Genomic DNA, 17,243 nt, shown 5'->3' with positions numbered 1-17,243 from the left:
GGTCGATGTATTTTATCCTTCCTCCTTTTGTCCCCAAAGGAAGACTATCTATATATTTGTCCTTTATTCCAAAAAATTAGCCTTGATATTAACTGAATAAAAAGACATTATTTAAGCATAAATAAACACAAGGAATGGCTGTAGTGAAAATTCGTAGTACCGCACTCGTTAAAGGGTTCCGCCAATCAACCCCCTATGTAAATGCACACCGTGGTAAAACTATGGTGATCATGCTCGGTGGAGAAGCGGTCGCCCACAGCAACTTCGGCAACATTATCAATGATATTGCGTTAATGCATAGCCTTGGCATCAAAGTGGTTGTGGTATATGGTGCGCGTCCACAAATTAACCAATTATTGCTAAAACAAAACCTTACTACGCCATACCACAAACACATCCGAATTACTGATGAAGATGCCTTATCAGTAGTTATGCAAGCCGCAGGACAACTGCAACTAGCGATTACTGCACGCCTTTCCATGAGCCTGAACAATACGCCAATGGCGGGTACAGAGCTAAGTGTGGTATCTGGCAACTATATTATTGCTCAGCCTCTGGGGGTCGATGATGGCGTCGACTACTGCCACAGTGGACGCATTCGCCGCATCGATACTGATGCGATTAACCGCACTCTGGATCAAGGCTCTATTGTGTTGCTTGGCCCAATCGCCAGCTCCGTCACAGGTGAGTGTTTTAACTTACTTTCTGAAGAGGTCGCCACACAGCTTGCGATTAAATTAGGTGCGGACAAACTGATCGGTTTCTGTTCAGAACAAGGTGTCATTGATGACAACGGCAATGCTGTTGCGGAACTACTTCCTATCGAGGCAGAGCATGTTATCAAAACCCTGACAGAAAAAAGCTCACCAGATTCAGACTACTACACAGGTACGCTACGTTTCTTGAAAGGCTCGATTGCAGCTTGTCGTGCGGGCGTACCACGCAGCCATTTGATCAGCTATAAAGTTGACGGTGCCTTAATTCAGGAACTGTTCTCTTTCGATGGTATTGGTACTCAAGTCGTGATGGCGAGCGCAGAGCAAGTCCGCCAGGCCAATATCGACGACATTGGCGGCATTTTAGACTTAATCCGTCCATTGGAAGAACAAGGTATTTTAGTCAGACGTTCGCGCGAACAATTAGAGCAAGAGATTGGTAAATTCACCATCATCGAAAAAGATGGATTGATCATTGGTTGCGCGGCCTTATATCCATACGCTGAAGAACGTAAAGCAGAAATGGCTTGTGTGGCGATTCATCCAGATTACCGCGACGGCAACCGTGGTTTGCTCTTACTGAATTATATGAAGCACCGTTCAAAATCAGAGAACATCAATCAGATTTTCGTCCTGACTACACACAGCCTGCATTGGTTCAGAGAACAAGGGTTCTACGAAGTGAGTGTCGATTACTTACCGGGAGCGAAGCAAGGTTTATACAACTTCCAGCGTAAATCAAAAATCTTAGCTCTGGACTTATAGTCCTAAACGTTAACAACGCTACTTGTAACCATCTCGATGACAAAACCTGAATGTTTTCAGGTTTTGTTGCTTCCCCTCCAGGAATAATAGTTTTATGCGACCAGCCAGATTGTCGACATAATGTGCAATGCATTACATTGACATTAGTTCCATTTTTACCTTTTCAATATACAAATGCTTGGCTATACTCCGACCTCTAGTGATTGGTTTTTAACCAAAATTAATGGATCTAGGTGATGATATAGCCAGATAAACTCAAGATGAGTGACAACTTGGACTATATGCATCCTTCACCCTAAAATGCCAGGTACTGAGTAACTAGCTAACCCGGTATTACACATCAAGGACAGTTGTTGATCTGACTTTTAATAAGCCGAGACGAGCACTGTTATGAGAACCATCGTTTGTAATTCACTTCAAAGCTTCTGGGATATGGCTGACCATCAGTTTTTAGAAGGATTAGACGTGCACTGTGTGTTCCCAGTAAATGATTCTATTCGCAACTTTATCCTTTCCCACCAGAAGCAGTATAAAATCCGAAGCGTGTCGTTTACTAACGCGTTTACCAAACGCGGATAAATAACACCATTAACCTGGGTCAATAAATTGACCATTTACTGATCCAGACTGGTAAAAGACCGAGCTTAATGCTCGGTCTTTTAGTTTTTAGTTAGCTAGTCGCTGCACCAATCCACTGGCTCGCGTTGTTTTCACCTTTATTCCTCGTTTAAGCACATTCAGCTCAGCATAAAGCGCTAACCGTTTCTTGGCTCGGGTTATCCCTGTGTAAATCAATTCGCGGGTTAAAATCGGGCTGAAGTCCGGTGGCAAAATCATCAGGGTGTAATCAAATTCACTGCCTTGTGATTTATGTATCGTCATGGCGTAAGCCGTTTCATGCTCTGGCACCCGGCTTGGCAATACAGATTTCACACTGCCATCTGGTAGTTCGAAAAACACTTTTAATCGCGGCTCTTCCTCGCTGTCATCAAGCATACAAATACCAATATCACCGTTGTACAAACCTAATCCGTGATCATTGCGCGTAACCATCACAGGTCTGCCGTGATACCAAATCTCATCCTGCACCTGAATCAGCTTACGCGCTGCAAGTGCTTTCTCTATACGCTGGTTTAACCCTGCTACACCGAAGTCACCTTCACGAACCGCACAAAGCAGTCGGCACTGGTTGAAGGTATCTAACACCGCTTTGGCTTTTCGGGTTAAATATTCAGACTCTCCGGTATTTGGATCGATTTCGGCTTGGCTGATACGCTTTAAATAACGGCCGTATTCTTGAACTAACGTCTGCATCATCTGATTGTAGTTTTCACTACTCAGAGCAAAATGCTCGATATCAGAAAAATCTCGCGCCCAGACACTGTCAACACTGGCAGCAGAACCCAAGTTCACCGCTTTTGCCAATTGACCAATCCCCGAGCGCGCATCAAATCGGTAACTTTTTTGCAGCATACACAGACTGTCTGCAATACTCGACGCACTGTTGCTACTGTGAGCCAAGGTGTCAAAACCAGTCAGCTTTGCGATGGCCGAAGCCTGCTCTTTGCCATAACCCAAAGCGTGGAACGAGCAAATATCACCCAACACTGCCCCTGCTTCTACCGAGGCGAGCTGATCTTTATCGCCAAGCAGGATGAGTCGAGCATGCTTGGGTAATGCATCGACCACTTTGTACATCATGGGTAAATCAACCATCGACGCTTCATCTATCACTAGAATATCCAGATGCAGCGGGTTCTGCTTGTTATGACGAAACTCCGCGCTATTAGGAATCGCACCTAACAAACGATGCAAAGTGCTCGATTCAGTCGGAATTTTGGCTTTTAACTCAGGAGAAACAGGTAGCTCTTGCACTGCTTTACCAATCGACTCAGTCAATCGTGCAGCCGCTTTACCCGTCGGAGCCACCAGCTTAATGGTTAGGTTCTTCTCTTGTGCGGCCTGCTCTATCAGCGCGGCAAGCAATTTGGTTACCGTAGTCGTTTTACCAGTTCCCGGTCCACCAGAAATCACCGCAAAGCGACGGGTTAGCGCGACTGCGGCCGCGACTTTTTGCCAGTTTACACAAGCAGAAAGTGGCACGAGGTCATCCAGAGGTTGTAAGTCCTGAACTTTATTGGCTTGGCTTAAAAGTGCATCAATCGCTGGCCAATCCAACGCGTCGCTTGCGACCACATCAAGGTGGTCACACACCAATTGCTGACGCAGAACTTGGTTACTATTCCCAGCTTCAGTGGCTTTGGCAACCGCGTTAAAAAGAAAATGGTATTGACGCGCAAAGAGGTGGTGAAGAAGCTCAGATAATCGAGCAAACTCTTGCGGCTGTAAGTTAACCGCCGCGCCCAGTTGATTGAGCTTTTCCGCCAGAGTTACTTCGTAGTGCCAATAACGATGTAAATACAAACGCTCACCATCGAACATTAGTGGTAAGGCTTCTCCCAGAGCTCCAACTAGTGTTGAGCTTTGCAATAATTGGAACCAGCCAATAGCTTGCAATTGAGCGTTAAGCGTTAACGCGGCCTCACCGAACAGCCCCAACTTACTGGCCAAATCTGTAGGCTGACCTTGCGTATCGAAGAGAGGCAAACAGATATGTCCTTTACCAAGCTCACTACTGACGACACCAGCGATAAACGCTAATGCCTGACCATCTGTTTGTGATTCACTCTGCGCATCATCAGTTTGAGCATAAAGAAAGCGTGCAAATTGGTAGTCGAGCTGACGAATCGCACCTTTGTGTGCCAAGCGTTCAAGTGTTCCCAGCAGGCTCTCTTGGTTCGATGGAAGATTGTGATTGGTCGTCATTACAGTAGCTCCATCTGCCCAGCCTGAGTCGATCGTGTTTCCAGTGTTTGACCATCAATCAAACGATCCATCTCATGTAAAAATTCTAACGTTGGTTTGGCGGAAAAAATACCGTGATCGCTTTGCCCATCCATGCCGCGTAAGAACAAGTAATACACGCCACCAAAATGCTGATCGTATTGATAATTAGCCAGCCGACTGCGCAAAAATCGATGCAGTGCTAAAGCATAAATCTGATACTGCAAATCGTAACGGTGATCCGCCATGGCAGATTTTAGTGCCTCACCATGATAATGCGTCACATCGTCGCCAAGGTGGTTCGATTTCCAGTCCAGCACGTAGTACTTGCCTTGATGCTCAAACACCAAGTCGATAAAGCCTTTGAGCATGCCTTGAACCGTTTGGAAACCTAAATCTCCCGCTTTGGCAGACAATGGGTCATGTCGTTGAATCACACGGTTCAGCGCCGGAGCGGACAACACTTCAATTGGCAGAAGAAACTCCATCTCCACCAAACGCTGCGATGGTGCTTTTTGATTAAGCAGCAATGACTTACCATCTAGCGGCGTGGCAAGCACAGTATCAATCAGCTGTTGTAAAATGGGCAACCACTCTTCATCCAACTGCTCACTTTCCATCAAACCGAGAATGATTTGGGTATTCTCTTCCGTCGTGGCTGGCTGAGTAAACTCAATTTCCTCGAATAAGCTGTGAAGGAACGTCCCCGGACGCGCACCACGAGGGAAGGTAAAAATAGAACGCTCTGGCTCCACCAAATCCGCTTCGTCTTGCTCGTCAGATGAGTCGATATCAAAACCCGTAATCTCAATCGTGGCATCATGCTCGGCGTGATGAGAGCCTTGCTTGACCAAGCCAGAATAACTTGTGATACGCCAGTTTCTGTCGATAGGGTTTTGTAGTTCTTTAGCGCTAAGATCACACACCTTTTCTTGTGGCGCGACGTACATCTCTTCAAGCTGCTTAGGCGGCCCCCCTAAAACGACACAATCAAGCTCGTCTTGTTGCTTTGCTAAACCTTGGTGCAAATCGTTAATGCCACCTTCTTGACCATTTTGAATCAAATAGCCAATCGCACAGCGGTGTACACCGGTTGGCTCTTTGGTCGAACGGCCATTGCGCAAAGGTGAGGCACCAATAAAACACGCATACACAGCTCGCGTTAGTGCCACGTATATCAAGCGTAAGTCTTCCGCTAAACGCTCTTTGTCCGCTTGCTGCATTGATGCGTCGTTACCGGTTATATCCAGAACAGTGCGATCATTGGCGGCGTCGTAGTATTTGGCTTCGCTGGCTTCTCGATAGCTGAACACAAATGGCAGAAACACAAGGTCATATTCCAAGCCTTTTGATTTGTGAATAGTGACGATTTGCACCAAATTACGCTCGGACTCCAAACGTTGGATTTGGTCGTCACTGCCGCCCAAACCATTTTCCGCATCACTGATAGACTGAGCCAACCAGCGCAGCAGCCCGTGGTCGCTGTCCAGTTCATTGCTGGCTTGTTGCAGGAGTTCACCGATGTGCATTAAATCGGTAAGTACTCGCTCACCATTTTCTCCTTGTGAGCTTGCACCTTCTTCTAACAATCGTTCGGCAATATGCCGCTTGCTGATCACCGCTCGCAGCATGGGTAATACCCCACGTTGAACCCAAAGTTTGCGATATTCTTTGAACTCATTAACCGCGTTTTCCCATACGGTTTCATCATTATTCAGTGCATCCAGACTGGCAGCGTCCAACGCAAACAGTTCAGAGGCGAGACTGGCACGTAGCGCCCTGTCATTTTCCGGAGTCAACACCGCTTGTAGAAGGCGTTGTAAATCTTGAGCAACCGAGCTGGTAAACACGCTGTCTCGGTTAGACAGATACACACTGGCAATGCCTTGATCAGCCAACGCTTGTTTAATCATTCGGCCTTCGCTACCAGTACGAACCAGTACCGCGATATCGCCAGCTTGAACGGCTTTCTCTTTTTCACCGTTCACCAGACACGCTTGCCCCAGCTGAGCCTGAGTCAAAATCGTTTGGATTTGGCTCGCGGTTGCCTCCGCCATTCGAGTCAAATACTCGCCTTTCGGCAACGGCTTATCGTCTGCTTCTTGCAACCAGTAAGTCAAAGCAGGTTGCTTTTGACCACCCATGGTCCAAATGCGTTTTTCGGCATTTGGGCTGTAGTTAACCGGCAAGAACGGAATGTCCGAATCATAGATAAACGGGCTGTCTGGCAAGGCAAATACCTGGTTCACAGCTTGTACCATATCAGCACTTGAACGCCAGTTAGTGCCTAGTGTGTAGTGAGCACTGACTTGGTTACGCGCTTTAATATAAGTGAAAATGTCTGCGCCACGGAAACCATATATCGCCTGTTTCGGGTCACCAATCATAAACAAACCGCATTCTGGGTTGTTCAGATAGATACGACTAAAAATACTGTATTGCAACGGGTCGGTATCTTGGAATTCATCAATCATCGCGACCGGATACAAAGTGCGAATTCGCTCTGCCAATAGCTCGCTTTCATCGCTATCGATAGAGGCAGAAAGTTGAGTCAGCAGGTCATCGAAAGAGAGCCACTGCTTTTGATTTTTCGCATTGGCTAACATCACGCGACAGTGTTCAATCGCATGGGCCAGCAGTGGCGCTTTTAAGCTGATTGGATTGGCAAGAAATGTTTCAATCGCTGCAAAAACAGCGTGCTGCGGCGCACTACCTTTAGGTGTTTTTTCCAGGAGAATATTTTGCGCAAACTTCTCCAGTTTGTCGGGATAATCGTAACCTGTGGTTTCGGTGGCGGCCCAAGCGTTCACCACCTCCAGCCAAGTCGGTAGCGATTTTTTGCTGTAGCTGCGTTTGTTGATGTCGGAGTCCGAAATCAGCGCTAATAAATCATCCTGACTATCACGCCATAATGCTTTCAGCTCATCTATTTTTTTCAGATTTTCCGTATGCAAATCAGCTAAATTGCCCTGCATTGCAGGTACAGAAAGGCTTAACGGTGCGCCTGTTAAGTAATTGCTGATGTCATACAACAGTGCTGATGGAGACCCCCACAACTGACGAACTTCTCCCGCCAAAGTAAACGGCAATGGGTAGAAGTTACGTCGCCAATAGTCAGCCACTACCTGAGCTTTAAGGTGGCTTTCGTCTGTCACAAACTCGTTATTAAATCGGCTACCGGATTCAAAAGCATTTTGTGTCAGCATGCGCTGGCAGAAACCATGAATGGTGTAGACCGCAGCCTCATCCATTTGACGCTCTGCCTGGAGAAGAATATCTGCCGCTTGTTTGTGATCGTCGAACTCACTAAGCAAAGGCTGGATGACTGGATCGGAGCTGTGTCCGCGAGCAAAAGCGATACGCGCATCATGGATTCTCGCCCTAATACGATCGCGCAACTCCGCTGTTGCCGCTTCGGTAAAGGTCACCACCAGAATTTGATCGACGGTAAGCGGGACGCGATGCTTGGTCTCCGCACTACCATGGCCAAGCAAAAGGCGCAGGTATAAACCCGCAATAGTGAAGGTTTTGCCCGTACCCGCTGAAGCCTCAATTAACCTCGCACCATGTAGAGGGAACGTCATCGCTTCTAGTGGCGTTGGCTGAGGTTGTTCAGTTTTATCTAACGCATGGTTAGGTAAGTCTGCACCTGACATTTGATCCATAACGCTGAATCTCTCCGGATTATCAACTGATAGAAGTGTGATCTATCGTTAAAAATTCTATTTATATGTTTAACAAGCTGGATAATTTAGAGCTTTGTGGGATCTTTCTCACGGTTATCCATCTGCCGTACCGTTAGTATGCGCCTCACGAGATAAGCCAAGCCTTTCTGGCGGCAACACTCAAATGAATTAAGCAAAAGTATCATGGTCCCTCTGACCTTGTGGCCGTACAGCGAACGCCCTACACAAAATAATGATTTTCTGGCGGCCACCCTACTCTTTTTTTTCTTTAACCCATTGTCTTAATTATTCTTTTATATCATCTGCATCTTGCACGACTAATCGAGCGCCTTGCAGAACCAACGCCGTTAACAAGCGTACTTCTGTGGCTAAGTTATCACTCCACGCAGACCAAATTCGCGCAATATAAGCGTTATTGCCCTCACCCGTGCTCATGTAGCCATCATTGAATGTATCTGCCATTTTCTTTAAAGATTTCTCTTCGTCGTCAGCCCACTGTCCACGACTAAAGCCAGCTTCAACACATGCCAAAGCGGTTTGGGGGAAATAGGGCAAAGGCTTAGTCATACCTTCGAAGAACAGACGAACCAATTCCGTAAGTAATTGCTTGGCATACGATGCATCAGCAATTTCCGGGTAGATTAAATGAACCGCACCTTCTTTGCGGTCATAGCCAATAATATGGGTTTTCTTGGCATGGCCAGAGGCTGACATGGCAAGGTGATCAATCCAAGCTGCCAGATAATCCTGCGATCGCACCCTGCCACTTCGGTAGCGAATCAATCCGGATTGGTAACACTGAGTAAGCCAGCCAGTCAGGCGAACTTTTTTCTCATCGCCTTCATTGCCTTCGAATAACGCGTCAAAGGTCAGATCGATTTCTAAATCATCTTGTGGTGCGCCAGATAAAAACGCCAGTTTGTCCACCAGCTCTTCAGCCTGAACTCGGTTGGTTTCAAACTCGATATCACCAAACGCACCGACTGGTAACTTACCTTGCGCACGTTGTTGACTCATAAAGTGCTTAAGCACATCTGTTTTCTTTTCTGGTTGCATCAACGTGGTTTCGAGCAAGGTTTCTAATAGCTCATCACGCATTTGATAGCTTTCCAGGCCACCGAGTACAAATGGCTCATCGTCTTCCATGACTGGCAATGGTGGCTCAAATACCACTTTTAATCGGCGATTAAAAAAGTACTGTACCGGTAAACGCCAGAAACGTTGCAGCTCGACTAAATCAAGCTCTAGTGGGAACGTGGCTCCCAGCAGATAATCGTCCAATGCGCGATTAAAGTCATGACGAACGTAGCCTTGAGATTGGCTACTTTGGGTTAACGCCGCCGGAATCCACTCTTTGGCGTAGCTGGAATGCATCCCCTGAAAGGCACTTGGGCTAAACGGCACCATGGCATGCGTATTGACCAGCGCTTTCAACAAGTTGTCACCAGAATCATCAACCAGTAAACCTTCATCACCACCTAAACAGTAATTTTGGTGACAGTATTCCATCAACTCAGAAACCAGCACTGACGGTACGCGCTCGGTGTTGTCTTGAATCGAACGACCGACATAACTGATGTACAGCGTTTGCTGTGCGGAAAGCATCGCTTCGAGAAATAGATAGCGGTCATCATCTCGTCGTGAACGGTCACCCGGCTTGGTTCTACCCGTCATCAAGTCAAAACCTTCCGGCGGCATGGAACGCGGATACACGCCATCATTCATTCCGAGCAGACAGACCGTTCTAAATGGAATCGAACGCATTGGCATCAGGGTACAGAAGTTCACTTGTCCGGCAAGGAAACGCTGGCTGACTCGCGTACCGGACAGTTTATCTTGCAAATATTGGCTGATGATTGCTGGTGACAATGCCTCTTCGAATGCGGCATCGGCGAGCTGTTCTTTCAGTTGGCTAAGCGTATCGCGAATGGATTTGAGCGCCATTTCGCCTTCCAACTCGACGGAGAAGAAGTCATCCAACAGTGTAACTAACGTTTCTCGCCAGCCATCAATCGTCTGAACATGGGCGAGTTTGCTGCGATAGGTGCTAACTTGTTGGATAAAGTGCGCTAACTTGCCCGCAAGCTCTGCGCCCATGCCTTGCACTTCGTTGTAAGGAGATAAACTGCCTTGCTCGGTTTCAAACAAGCCTGCGGATTCTGGCATCGCATAACCCAGTAACATTCGCTGAATGCCAAACTGCCAGGTGTTTTGACGCGTTTCCGGCAGTTCAAATTCGCGTCCGGTATTGGCATCCAATCCCCAACGAATACCCGAGGCTTCAACCCACTGTTTGGCTTGTAAGAAATCGTCTTCACTGAGCTCAAAACGCTTCAAGATCGCCGGAGTTTCCAGCAGTTCAAGTAATTCCGATGCCAAGCAGCGCGTATTGGGTAAATTGACCAAATGCATAAATGCCGCAAGAATCGGGCTCTCCTGATCCGCCGTTCGGTCTGAAATCGAATACGGAATAAAACGCTCACCCGGCGCATTACCAAATACTGCCTGAATCGCGGGACTGTAGGCGTTGATGTCCGCCACCATGACGATAATATCGCGTGGCTTTAAGCTCGGATCGGCATCGAACATCGCCAGAAGTTGATCATGAAGCACTTCAACTTCACGCATTGGGCTGTGACAAGCGTGTAGACTTAGCGATTTGTCGCCCAGACTAACCACTTGCTTGTGGCCACTATGCTCAATCTGCTGGTCGTCCTGGTGTTCTTCAAGGTTTAAAATATCTGCTTGCAGTTGATGGAGCAGACTGTCTCGATCGACATCAACAAACGCTTCAATCTCATGGGACTCCAGCTGAGAAAGCAGATACATGTTGTCGCGGCCAAGTTTGCCCATCGAAGCCAATAGACTGTTTCCGACCACATCGGTGTGCAGTTCATCGAGCACATTGTCTTCTACAGACCCTTTCAGCTGCTCGGTTTCACCTTGCGTTTCGGAGTGATCATCCTGCCATACCACATGTTGACGATGTCTCGCAGCCAAACGAGCCAGATACTTGCGATCTCGAACCTCACCCCAGTAGTAACGACATGGGTTGGTAAACATCAAATGTACGTCGATGTGTTCACCAATCGCTTTTAGCGCATCCATGTAACGTGGTGGTAAAGAGGAGATACCAAAAACAAACAAACGCTTGGGCAAATGGTCGAAGTTGCTGTTAAAGTTCTCTAACGTGTCGATAAAATGTTCATAAAGGTTGGCACGATGATAAGGAGATTGCCCCAGCGAGACCGTGTGATCGTACAATGCTTGCCACAAAATTGGCTGCCACGGATGTTCGTCTTCCAGCTCTGGCACACTCTGACCCGCTTCCCAGTTGGCGATCCATTCCGGACGGTATACCAGGTAGCCATCAAAAATGTCGGCAACTTTCTCAGCCAGCTGATACAGCTTGGAGTTATCACTGTCGTCTTTGAGATATTGCGCCAACGGTGAAAACGTCTCTTGGTTTAGAAGCCCTGGCAACAGGTGCATCAACTTCCACGTCATGGCTTCTTTGTTAAATGCACTGCGTTTTGGCACATCAGGTAATACCTGGGTGAACATTTCCCAAATAAAAGTCGCGGGCAGCGGAAAATCGATGTTCGCCGCCACACCAAACTCTTTGGCCAGTTCCATTTTCAGCCACTGAGACATACCTGGGCTTTGCACCAGAATTTGTTCTTTTTCGAACGGGTTTTCCAGCGGACTAAGTCGAATCAGTTCAACAAGAAGTGATTTAAGAACGTCGACTTGATTGGAGTGATAAACAGTAAACAAATTAGGAATACCGAGTGCCGATTGAAACTGTTAGCTAGCTTAGCACAGCCCCATTTAAACCCGCACTCTTCTCTTGACGCGGAATAACAAAAGGTTAGATATCGCCCAAATTACCACATTTCATCCTTCTGTTCGGTACATCCCCATGGTTACCGCAGCATCCAATCTGAACGAAGAAGATAATTACAACAATTATTACACGGTTAATGAATTGTTAATTCATACTTTAAACAGGATCAAACATAACCTTACCAGACATTATGTGTATCTGCGGGGGATCAGATACGCACTGGATAAGAAAGTAAGGAATTGACGATGGATTACATTACTGACTACTACCACTCTTTTCTTGACTCCGTCTCCAGCACAGAAACCTACAGCCAAATTGGTATTATCTTATGTATCTATTTACTGGCTTTTATCGTCGCTAATCGTGTTTATAAGTATGCTCCCATCCTGAGAAATCCCCCTCTACCTGCAAGTAATTTTCCTATTCGCCACTTAATCTACCGTTGCGGCAAGCTGTTATTCCCCATATTAGCAATAGTACTGCTTCGGCTTTCGCTCGAATTCAGCCAGTTCTACATTGAGGATGGCTGGGTAATCAAAGTCGCGTTTGCGGTGGCTGTTCTGCTACTTTTTCACTCTTTCATCAGTCTGGTTATCACCAACCCACTGGTTGCAACCGTTTTTCGCTGGATTGGTATGCCGATTATTATTTTTTATGGCGTTGGCGTACTCGACGACATCATAGATGTACTTGAATCGATGTCGATAAACTTGGGAAACATACATATATCGGCCTATGGCTTAGCCAGAACATTAATTTTTGGTTCATTACTTTTCTGGCTTGGACGCGTATCAAACGCAACAGGCCAAACCATCATCCGCAAACAAAAGTCTTTAGATTTTCGTACCCGAGAAATCGTCGCTAAGGTATTTGAAGTTGCACTTTTCTTCACCGTTATCCTACTGATCCTGCAACTTATGGGCATCAATCTGACGACGTTAGCCGTGTTTGGCGGTGCTGTCGGCGTCGGGTTGGGTTTTGGTTTGCAGGCCATTGCCTCCAACTTTATTTCCGGGATTATCATTATATTCGACCGTTCTATTTCAGTCGGTGATTACATTGAGCTTGAAGATGGCCGGACCGGGGTGGTGACCGAACTAAATATGCGCTCAACTACCTTAGAAACCTTTGATGGGAAAGATATTGTTGTTCCCAACGAGAAGTTCATCTCCAGCTCTTTTACCAACTGGACGCATAAAAATACCAAACAGCGTTATCGCGTCGATTTCTCCGTCGCCTATAAAACCGATGTTCGTAGTATGGTTGAGTTAATAAAAGAAGCAGTCGCATCCCACCCACAGGTATTAAGTGGTCCTAAAGTTCCATTTGAAGAGCGACCAGATTGTGAAATAGATAGCTTTGGTGACTCCGGGATCAATATGTTTGTCGAGTTCTGGATGGAAGGCATTGACGACGGTCGTAATCGGGTTGGAGGAGACCTACTGCTGATCATTCTCGAAACTCTGCAAGACAATGGAATTGAAATCCCATTCCCACAACGAGATATTCGTGTGGTGTCGACCGATGATATCGACGAGCTGCATCGCAAGCGCTAGATACGGCAATCTTATTATTACGCTTGCACTTCGTTTCAAACTATCTAATTATTGAGAACTCACGTTCAGATTTACTAAACATAATTCTATGGCCAGTCATATCTCGCTCAAACAACTCAAGGTGTTTACCACCATCACTCAACACAACACGCTGACGGCCGCCTCCGAGAGCCTCTTCCTTTCTAAAGCGGCGGTAAGTATGGCGTTGTCTGAACTGGAAAAGCAGATTGGACATCACCTGTTCGATCGGGTCAACAACCGTTTAATCCTCAATCAAGAAGGGCAAAAACTGCTGCCTTTGGCGGACGAACTGTTAAACCGAGCCAAAGATATCGAAAGCATTTTTGAAGGCGACCATGCCCTGTCCGGTCAGCTGCGAATCGGGGCAAGTGATACAATTGGTAATCAAGTCGCGCCCTACCTTCTGAGCGCGTTTCGCCAACACACCAATCACCGCTCACAAAGCTTGTTTATTTCCAACTCGGCGCAAATATGTGACAAATTGACTGACTATGAGCTGGATATCGCCCTAATCGAAGGTAAAACGCTGCACCCCGAACTTCAGTCTTCACAATTTAGTGAAGATGAGATGTGCGTGATCTGCCCGCCAGATTATCCCGCAGCGCACGAAGGCATGATGAACCTGGCAGAGCTGGAAAAAAGCGAATGGATATTGCGCGAGGCAGGGTCAGGTTCACGTGAGTTTTTTTTACGTGTCATCGCACCTCGTCTAGAGCAGTGGCACGAGGCATTTCAACTCAATACCACTGAAGCACTCATCAACTCCGTATCTGCAGGTTTAGGGCTTGGCTGTTTGTCACGTTTATCAGCCGATCCGGCAATTCGCGAAGGCCGTGTAAAGGTTCTTGAAATGCCGCTGGATATGAAACGTCGATTCTGGCTATTAGTGCACAAAGAAAAATATCAAAGTCCACTGCTAAAAACCTTTATCGAGTTTTGCCAGAGTTGGCAGTCTCCCGTAAATAATAAATAGTTCAATAGCTGGTCAGTTAGCTCTATCCGCTTCGCATTCTTAACTCGCCAGGCTTTACTGCTCTAGACTTAGCTGGTTAAAAACTGTATAAAAAGCCAGTATCAATTCACCAAATTAGGGGACTAACCATGGCTGTAATAGTCAAGTACGTGGTAGAACGCAATGGAGAAGAGAAAATGACTTTTACCTCTAAAGCGGAAGCTGACGCCTATGACAAAATGCTGGATATGGCGGACGAGCTATTCTCTCTGCTAGGTAAGAGTGAACTTCTTGAAGAGGAAGGTAAGCAGGAAGATCTTGCCATGTTCCTTGCGCAAAACAAAGAAGAAGTGCTTTATGCATTAGGTGCAAAACGTAGACCTGCACCAAAGAAAGCTAAGAAACTTGAAGCTGTCGAAGAAGACAGAAACGAAGACGCCGCTTAAGCTTGCTAAGCTTTTCAAAAACGCCGCATATTGTGGCGTTTTTTTATGCCTGTTGACCACAGATGGAACATATACATAAGGCCTCACTTGCTTTAACCCAAGAGGTTAATATGCTCACGTATAAATAATAAGATCCCCTCATAAAAAACTTCTTTTCAATGCCGTCGCCAGTTCATTTTGCGAAGTAACTACCATCCAAAATTGTGACATTCTGCCCATTACTTGATATGACTCGAAATTCTTATCAGTCGCCCTCTTTGATGATAACTAATTGTTGTTACTCATGAATTGCCAGTACAAAATACCGTCAATTTTAGAGAGGTAAGATTATGTACAAACTGAGTTCTTTGGTTATTGCGTTATTTTTGGTCGGCTGCGGAGGTGGTGGCGGTGGCGGTGGTGATAGCAGCGGTAATATTCGCGTATTCAGCCCACAGCCGACAGTCGATATTGTCGGTCATACGATGTTGCCATTAACCGCACATATCGCATTTGATTCAAAAGGAGTGGCCACACAAGAGATCCATGTGGGTGTTACGTCCGAAAGCCCTCTGGTGAAAACCGCTGAGATTGTGTTTACTTCTGAAACTGGTGGGATACTAAAGGTTGACCTTGAGCCTGGCTACAAAGCTGGCAATGGCACGACACAACATCAGATTTCTATGCTGGCCTGCTTTGATGAGTATTGTAATGAGCATGTTCCTGGCTCACCAATTAACGCAACGATTAACTATAGTGTTGAGCTAAACGAACAGGCGATCCTGTTAGAGGATGAGGCGATCCACTACCACGCGGCAACCAACGCTCTCGTAGATAATAACCTCAAGCAGCGTACCATCCGTCTTAGCGGTAACCATGGCGATCAGCTCAAGCTATCACGCTCAGAAGGTGAAGTGCGGGTCAATCAGCTCTCCATGACACCAAAAGCCTATGATGTGTACACAGCCTTAATTGACTTAAAGTTGCCACATAACCTTGCTGTTGGCGACTATAGCGGCGATTTAGAACTCAATGTATGTTACGACGAGCAGTGTGACTACCCTGTAGCAGGTAGCCCACTTCAGGTGCCAATGGACTTTGTGATTGAAACGCCAACACAAACCGGAAGTAACGCGCTAGCAGTGAACGAGCGCTTGAAGTTCGAGTATGAAGTGTTACAAGCTGCCTACGTTCCAGGCTTAAATCTGTTAGTTATGACCTCGGATTCTCCAACTAACCAGTTGTATGTATATGATTTAGCAACGGGTGAGACACACAGCTTTAGCCTTTCCAACCAACCCGTCTCTCTGACTGTTGATACTCTTGCCAAACAAGGTCGAGTTGTTGTCGCGACGGAATATCAAGCTGAAGTATTTGATTTTAATTCCGCAGATTTAGCGACGCCAACCCGCCAACATATCTCGACGAGTTATAACGCTCCAAGTATTGCTGTGCGTCGTGATGATCTGTTTGCTGCTGGTTCAAACCTGGAGAAGATCGATATTTCCACGAAAAGTAGTAAGATCTCTGAAGGAGTGGACTGGTACTCCCCCGATATTAAACTGGGTAGTAACGGAGAGGTATTGTTAGGTTTGGAGGCCAACCTTTCGCCACAAAGTTTTAGCGGCGTATTCGTTGAGTCAGGGCAATGGAATTTGCCGAATACCGAAGATGAGTACCATGGAGACCATTCACATGGGGGAGTATTCTGGTTTGATAAAGCAGGTGAACACTATATCGACGGCGACGGCAACTACTATACGCTAAAAGATGGCAACCGCTTAGATCTGAAGTGGGCAGGTAAACTTCCGTTATCTGAATTGAGTGGCACTTACCGACCATCAATCACTGCGTTTATTGATACAGGCAGTGAGTATGTTATTGCTGAAGGTGAGCAAAGTCGCCAGCTCCGTGTGATTGACAAAATGAGCGACACCGTCACGGAAAGTTTTGCAGCAACCAATCGTGAAGTTTCGTGGGGAGATAAAGAAGAGCACATTCAGTTTGCTTTTGTCGCTGATGGCGGAGAGATCTACATGATTAAATCACTGAATGACTACACGACTAGTTGGGAATATGCGCAACCTGAACTGGTACGAGTTAAGTAATTCCCATCTTCTGCCTGGATAATATCCGAGTAACTTATTAGTTCACGAAGCCAAGTCTTTTTTGACTTGGCTTGTTTCATTTCAGAGCCTTGGACTTCTTATCGTTGAGCGGCATGCTGAGTTTAGGTCACATTTCTCATCAGACAGACATATCTCTTAAAAGACAAAAGGTATTCATCTACGGACTTTCTCTATTTCACCTCTTTAAACTCCCCAACAGTGTCTTTATGATGACTATCAACAGATACCAATCGTAGTAAATAATCGGTCGTTCTAGCTTGTTAAAATGCGTGATAACTGCGTTAAAAATTTTGATTGTAGAG

Annotated in this window: 9 protein-coding genes; 6 read left to right on the top strand and 3 right to left on the bottom strand. The window is 46.3% G+C overall.

The window, feature by feature from the left end; all coding sequences use genetic code 11:
- The first annotated feature begins 143 nt into the window (after positions 1-143).
- A complete protein-coding gene (argA, locus tag OO774_RS03455; protein WP_264904712.1) occupies positions 144-1,481 on the top strand; it encodes an amino-acid N-acetyltransferase in 1,338 nt (445 codons plus the stop codon).
- A 390-nt stretch (positions 1,482-1,871) separates the two neighbouring features.
- Entirely contained in the window at positions 1,872-2,060 is a 189-nt protein-coding gene (locus tag OO774_RS03450; protein WP_264904711.1) for a hypothetical protein, read from the top strand.
- 87 nt (positions 2,061-2,147) lie between these two features.
- On the opposite strand, the gene recD is transcribed toward OO774_RS03450, so the two are convergent.
- From recD to recC, 3 genes are all read right to left on the bottom strand, one after another.
- A complete protein-coding gene (gene recD, locus OO774_RS03445; RefSeq protein ID WP_264904709.1) occupies positions 2,148-4,307 on the bottom strand; it encodes an exodeoxyribonuclease V subunit alpha in 2,160 nt (719 codons plus the stop codon).
- Complete coding sequence (recB, locus tag OO774_RS03440) at positions 4,307-7,981, bottom strand: exodeoxyribonuclease V subunit beta (protein WP_264906057.1); 3,675 nt, start codon at positions 7,979-7,981, stop codon at positions 4,307-4,309. The genes recD and recB overlap by 1 nt, the downstream gene beginning before the upstream one ends.
- 315 nt (positions 7,982-8,296) lie before the next feature.
- A complete protein-coding gene (recC, locus tag OO774_RS03435) occupies positions 8,297-11,788 on the bottom strand; it encodes an exodeoxyribonuclease V subunit gamma (RefSeq protein ID WP_264904708.1) in 3,492 nt (1,163 codons plus the stop codon).
- Positions 11,789-12,103: 315 nt separating this feature from the next.
- Here recC and OO774_RS03430 point away from each other — a divergent pair, with 315 nt between their 5' ends.
- The 4 genes from OO774_RS03430 (at position 12,104) to OO774_RS03415 (ending at position 16,920) form a co-directional block, all read left to right on the top strand.
- Positions 12,104-13,414 (top strand): mechanosensitive ion channel domain-containing protein, encoded by a 1,311-nt coding sequence (locus OO774_RS03430; protein WP_264904707.1) that lies wholly within the window; start codon positions 12,104-12,106, stop codon positions 13,412-13,414.
- Between the two features lie 88 nt (positions 13,415-13,502).
- Complete coding sequence (locus tag OO774_RS03425) at positions 13,503-14,408, top strand: LysR family transcriptional regulator (protein ID WP_264904706.1); 906 nt, start codon at positions 13,503-13,505, stop codon at positions 14,406-14,408.
- Positions 14,409-14,536: 128 nt separating this feature from the next.
- Positions 14,537-14,833: a YebG family protein gene (locus tag OO774_RS03420; protein WP_264904704.1), complete on the top strand. Its 297-nt coding sequence runs from the start codon at positions 14,537-14,539 to the stop codon at positions 14,831-14,833.
- Positions 14,834-15,162: 329 nt separating this feature from the next.
- Positions 15,163-16,920 carry a PKD domain-containing protein gene (locus OO774_RS03415; RefSeq protein ID WP_264904703.1) on the top strand — a complete coding sequence of 586 codons (1,758 nt, stop codon included), beginning with the start codon at positions 15,163-15,165 and terminating at the stop codon, positions 16,918-16,920.
- The last annotated feature ends 323 nt before the right edge of the window (positions 16,921-17,243 follow it).

The sequence above is a fragment of the Vibrio sp. STUT-A11 genome, from assembly GCF_026000435.1.
GTDB lineage: Bacteria > Pseudomonadota > Gammaproteobacteria > Enterobacterales > Vibrionaceae > Vibrio.
Note: the sequence above shows the minus strand (reverse complement) of the source record. Positions and strands in the feature narration are given on the sequence as shown.

Bases quoted from the DNA above. Each gene is read 5' to 3' on its own strand.
- recD (WP_264904709.1), bottom strand. From the start codon at position 4,307: ATGACGACCAATCACAATCTTCCATCGAACCAAGAGAGCCTGCTGGGA.
- OO774_RS03425 (WP_264904706.1), top strand. From the start codon at position 13,503: ATGGCCAGTCATATCTCGCTCAAACAACTCAAGGTGTTTACCACCATC.
- OO774_RS03430 (WP_264904707.1), top strand. From the start codon at position 12,104: ATGGATTACATTACTGACTACTACCACTCTTTTCTTGACTCCGTCTCC.
- recB (WP_264906057.1), bottom strand. From the start codon at position 7,981: ATGTCAGGTGCAGACTTACCTAACCATGCGTTAGATAAAACTGAACAA.
- OO774_RS03415 (WP_264904703.1), top strand. From the start codon at position 15,163: ATGTACAAACTGAGTTCTTTGGTTATTGCGTTATTTTTGGTCGGCTGC.
- OO774_RS03450 (WP_264904711.1), top strand. From the start codon at position 1,872: ATGAGAACCATCGTTTGTAATTCACTTCAAAGCTTCTGGGATATGGCT.
- OO774_RS03420 (WP_264904704.1), top strand. From the start codon at position 14,537: ATGGCTGTAATAGTCAAGTACGTGGTAGAACGCAATGGAGAAGAGAAA.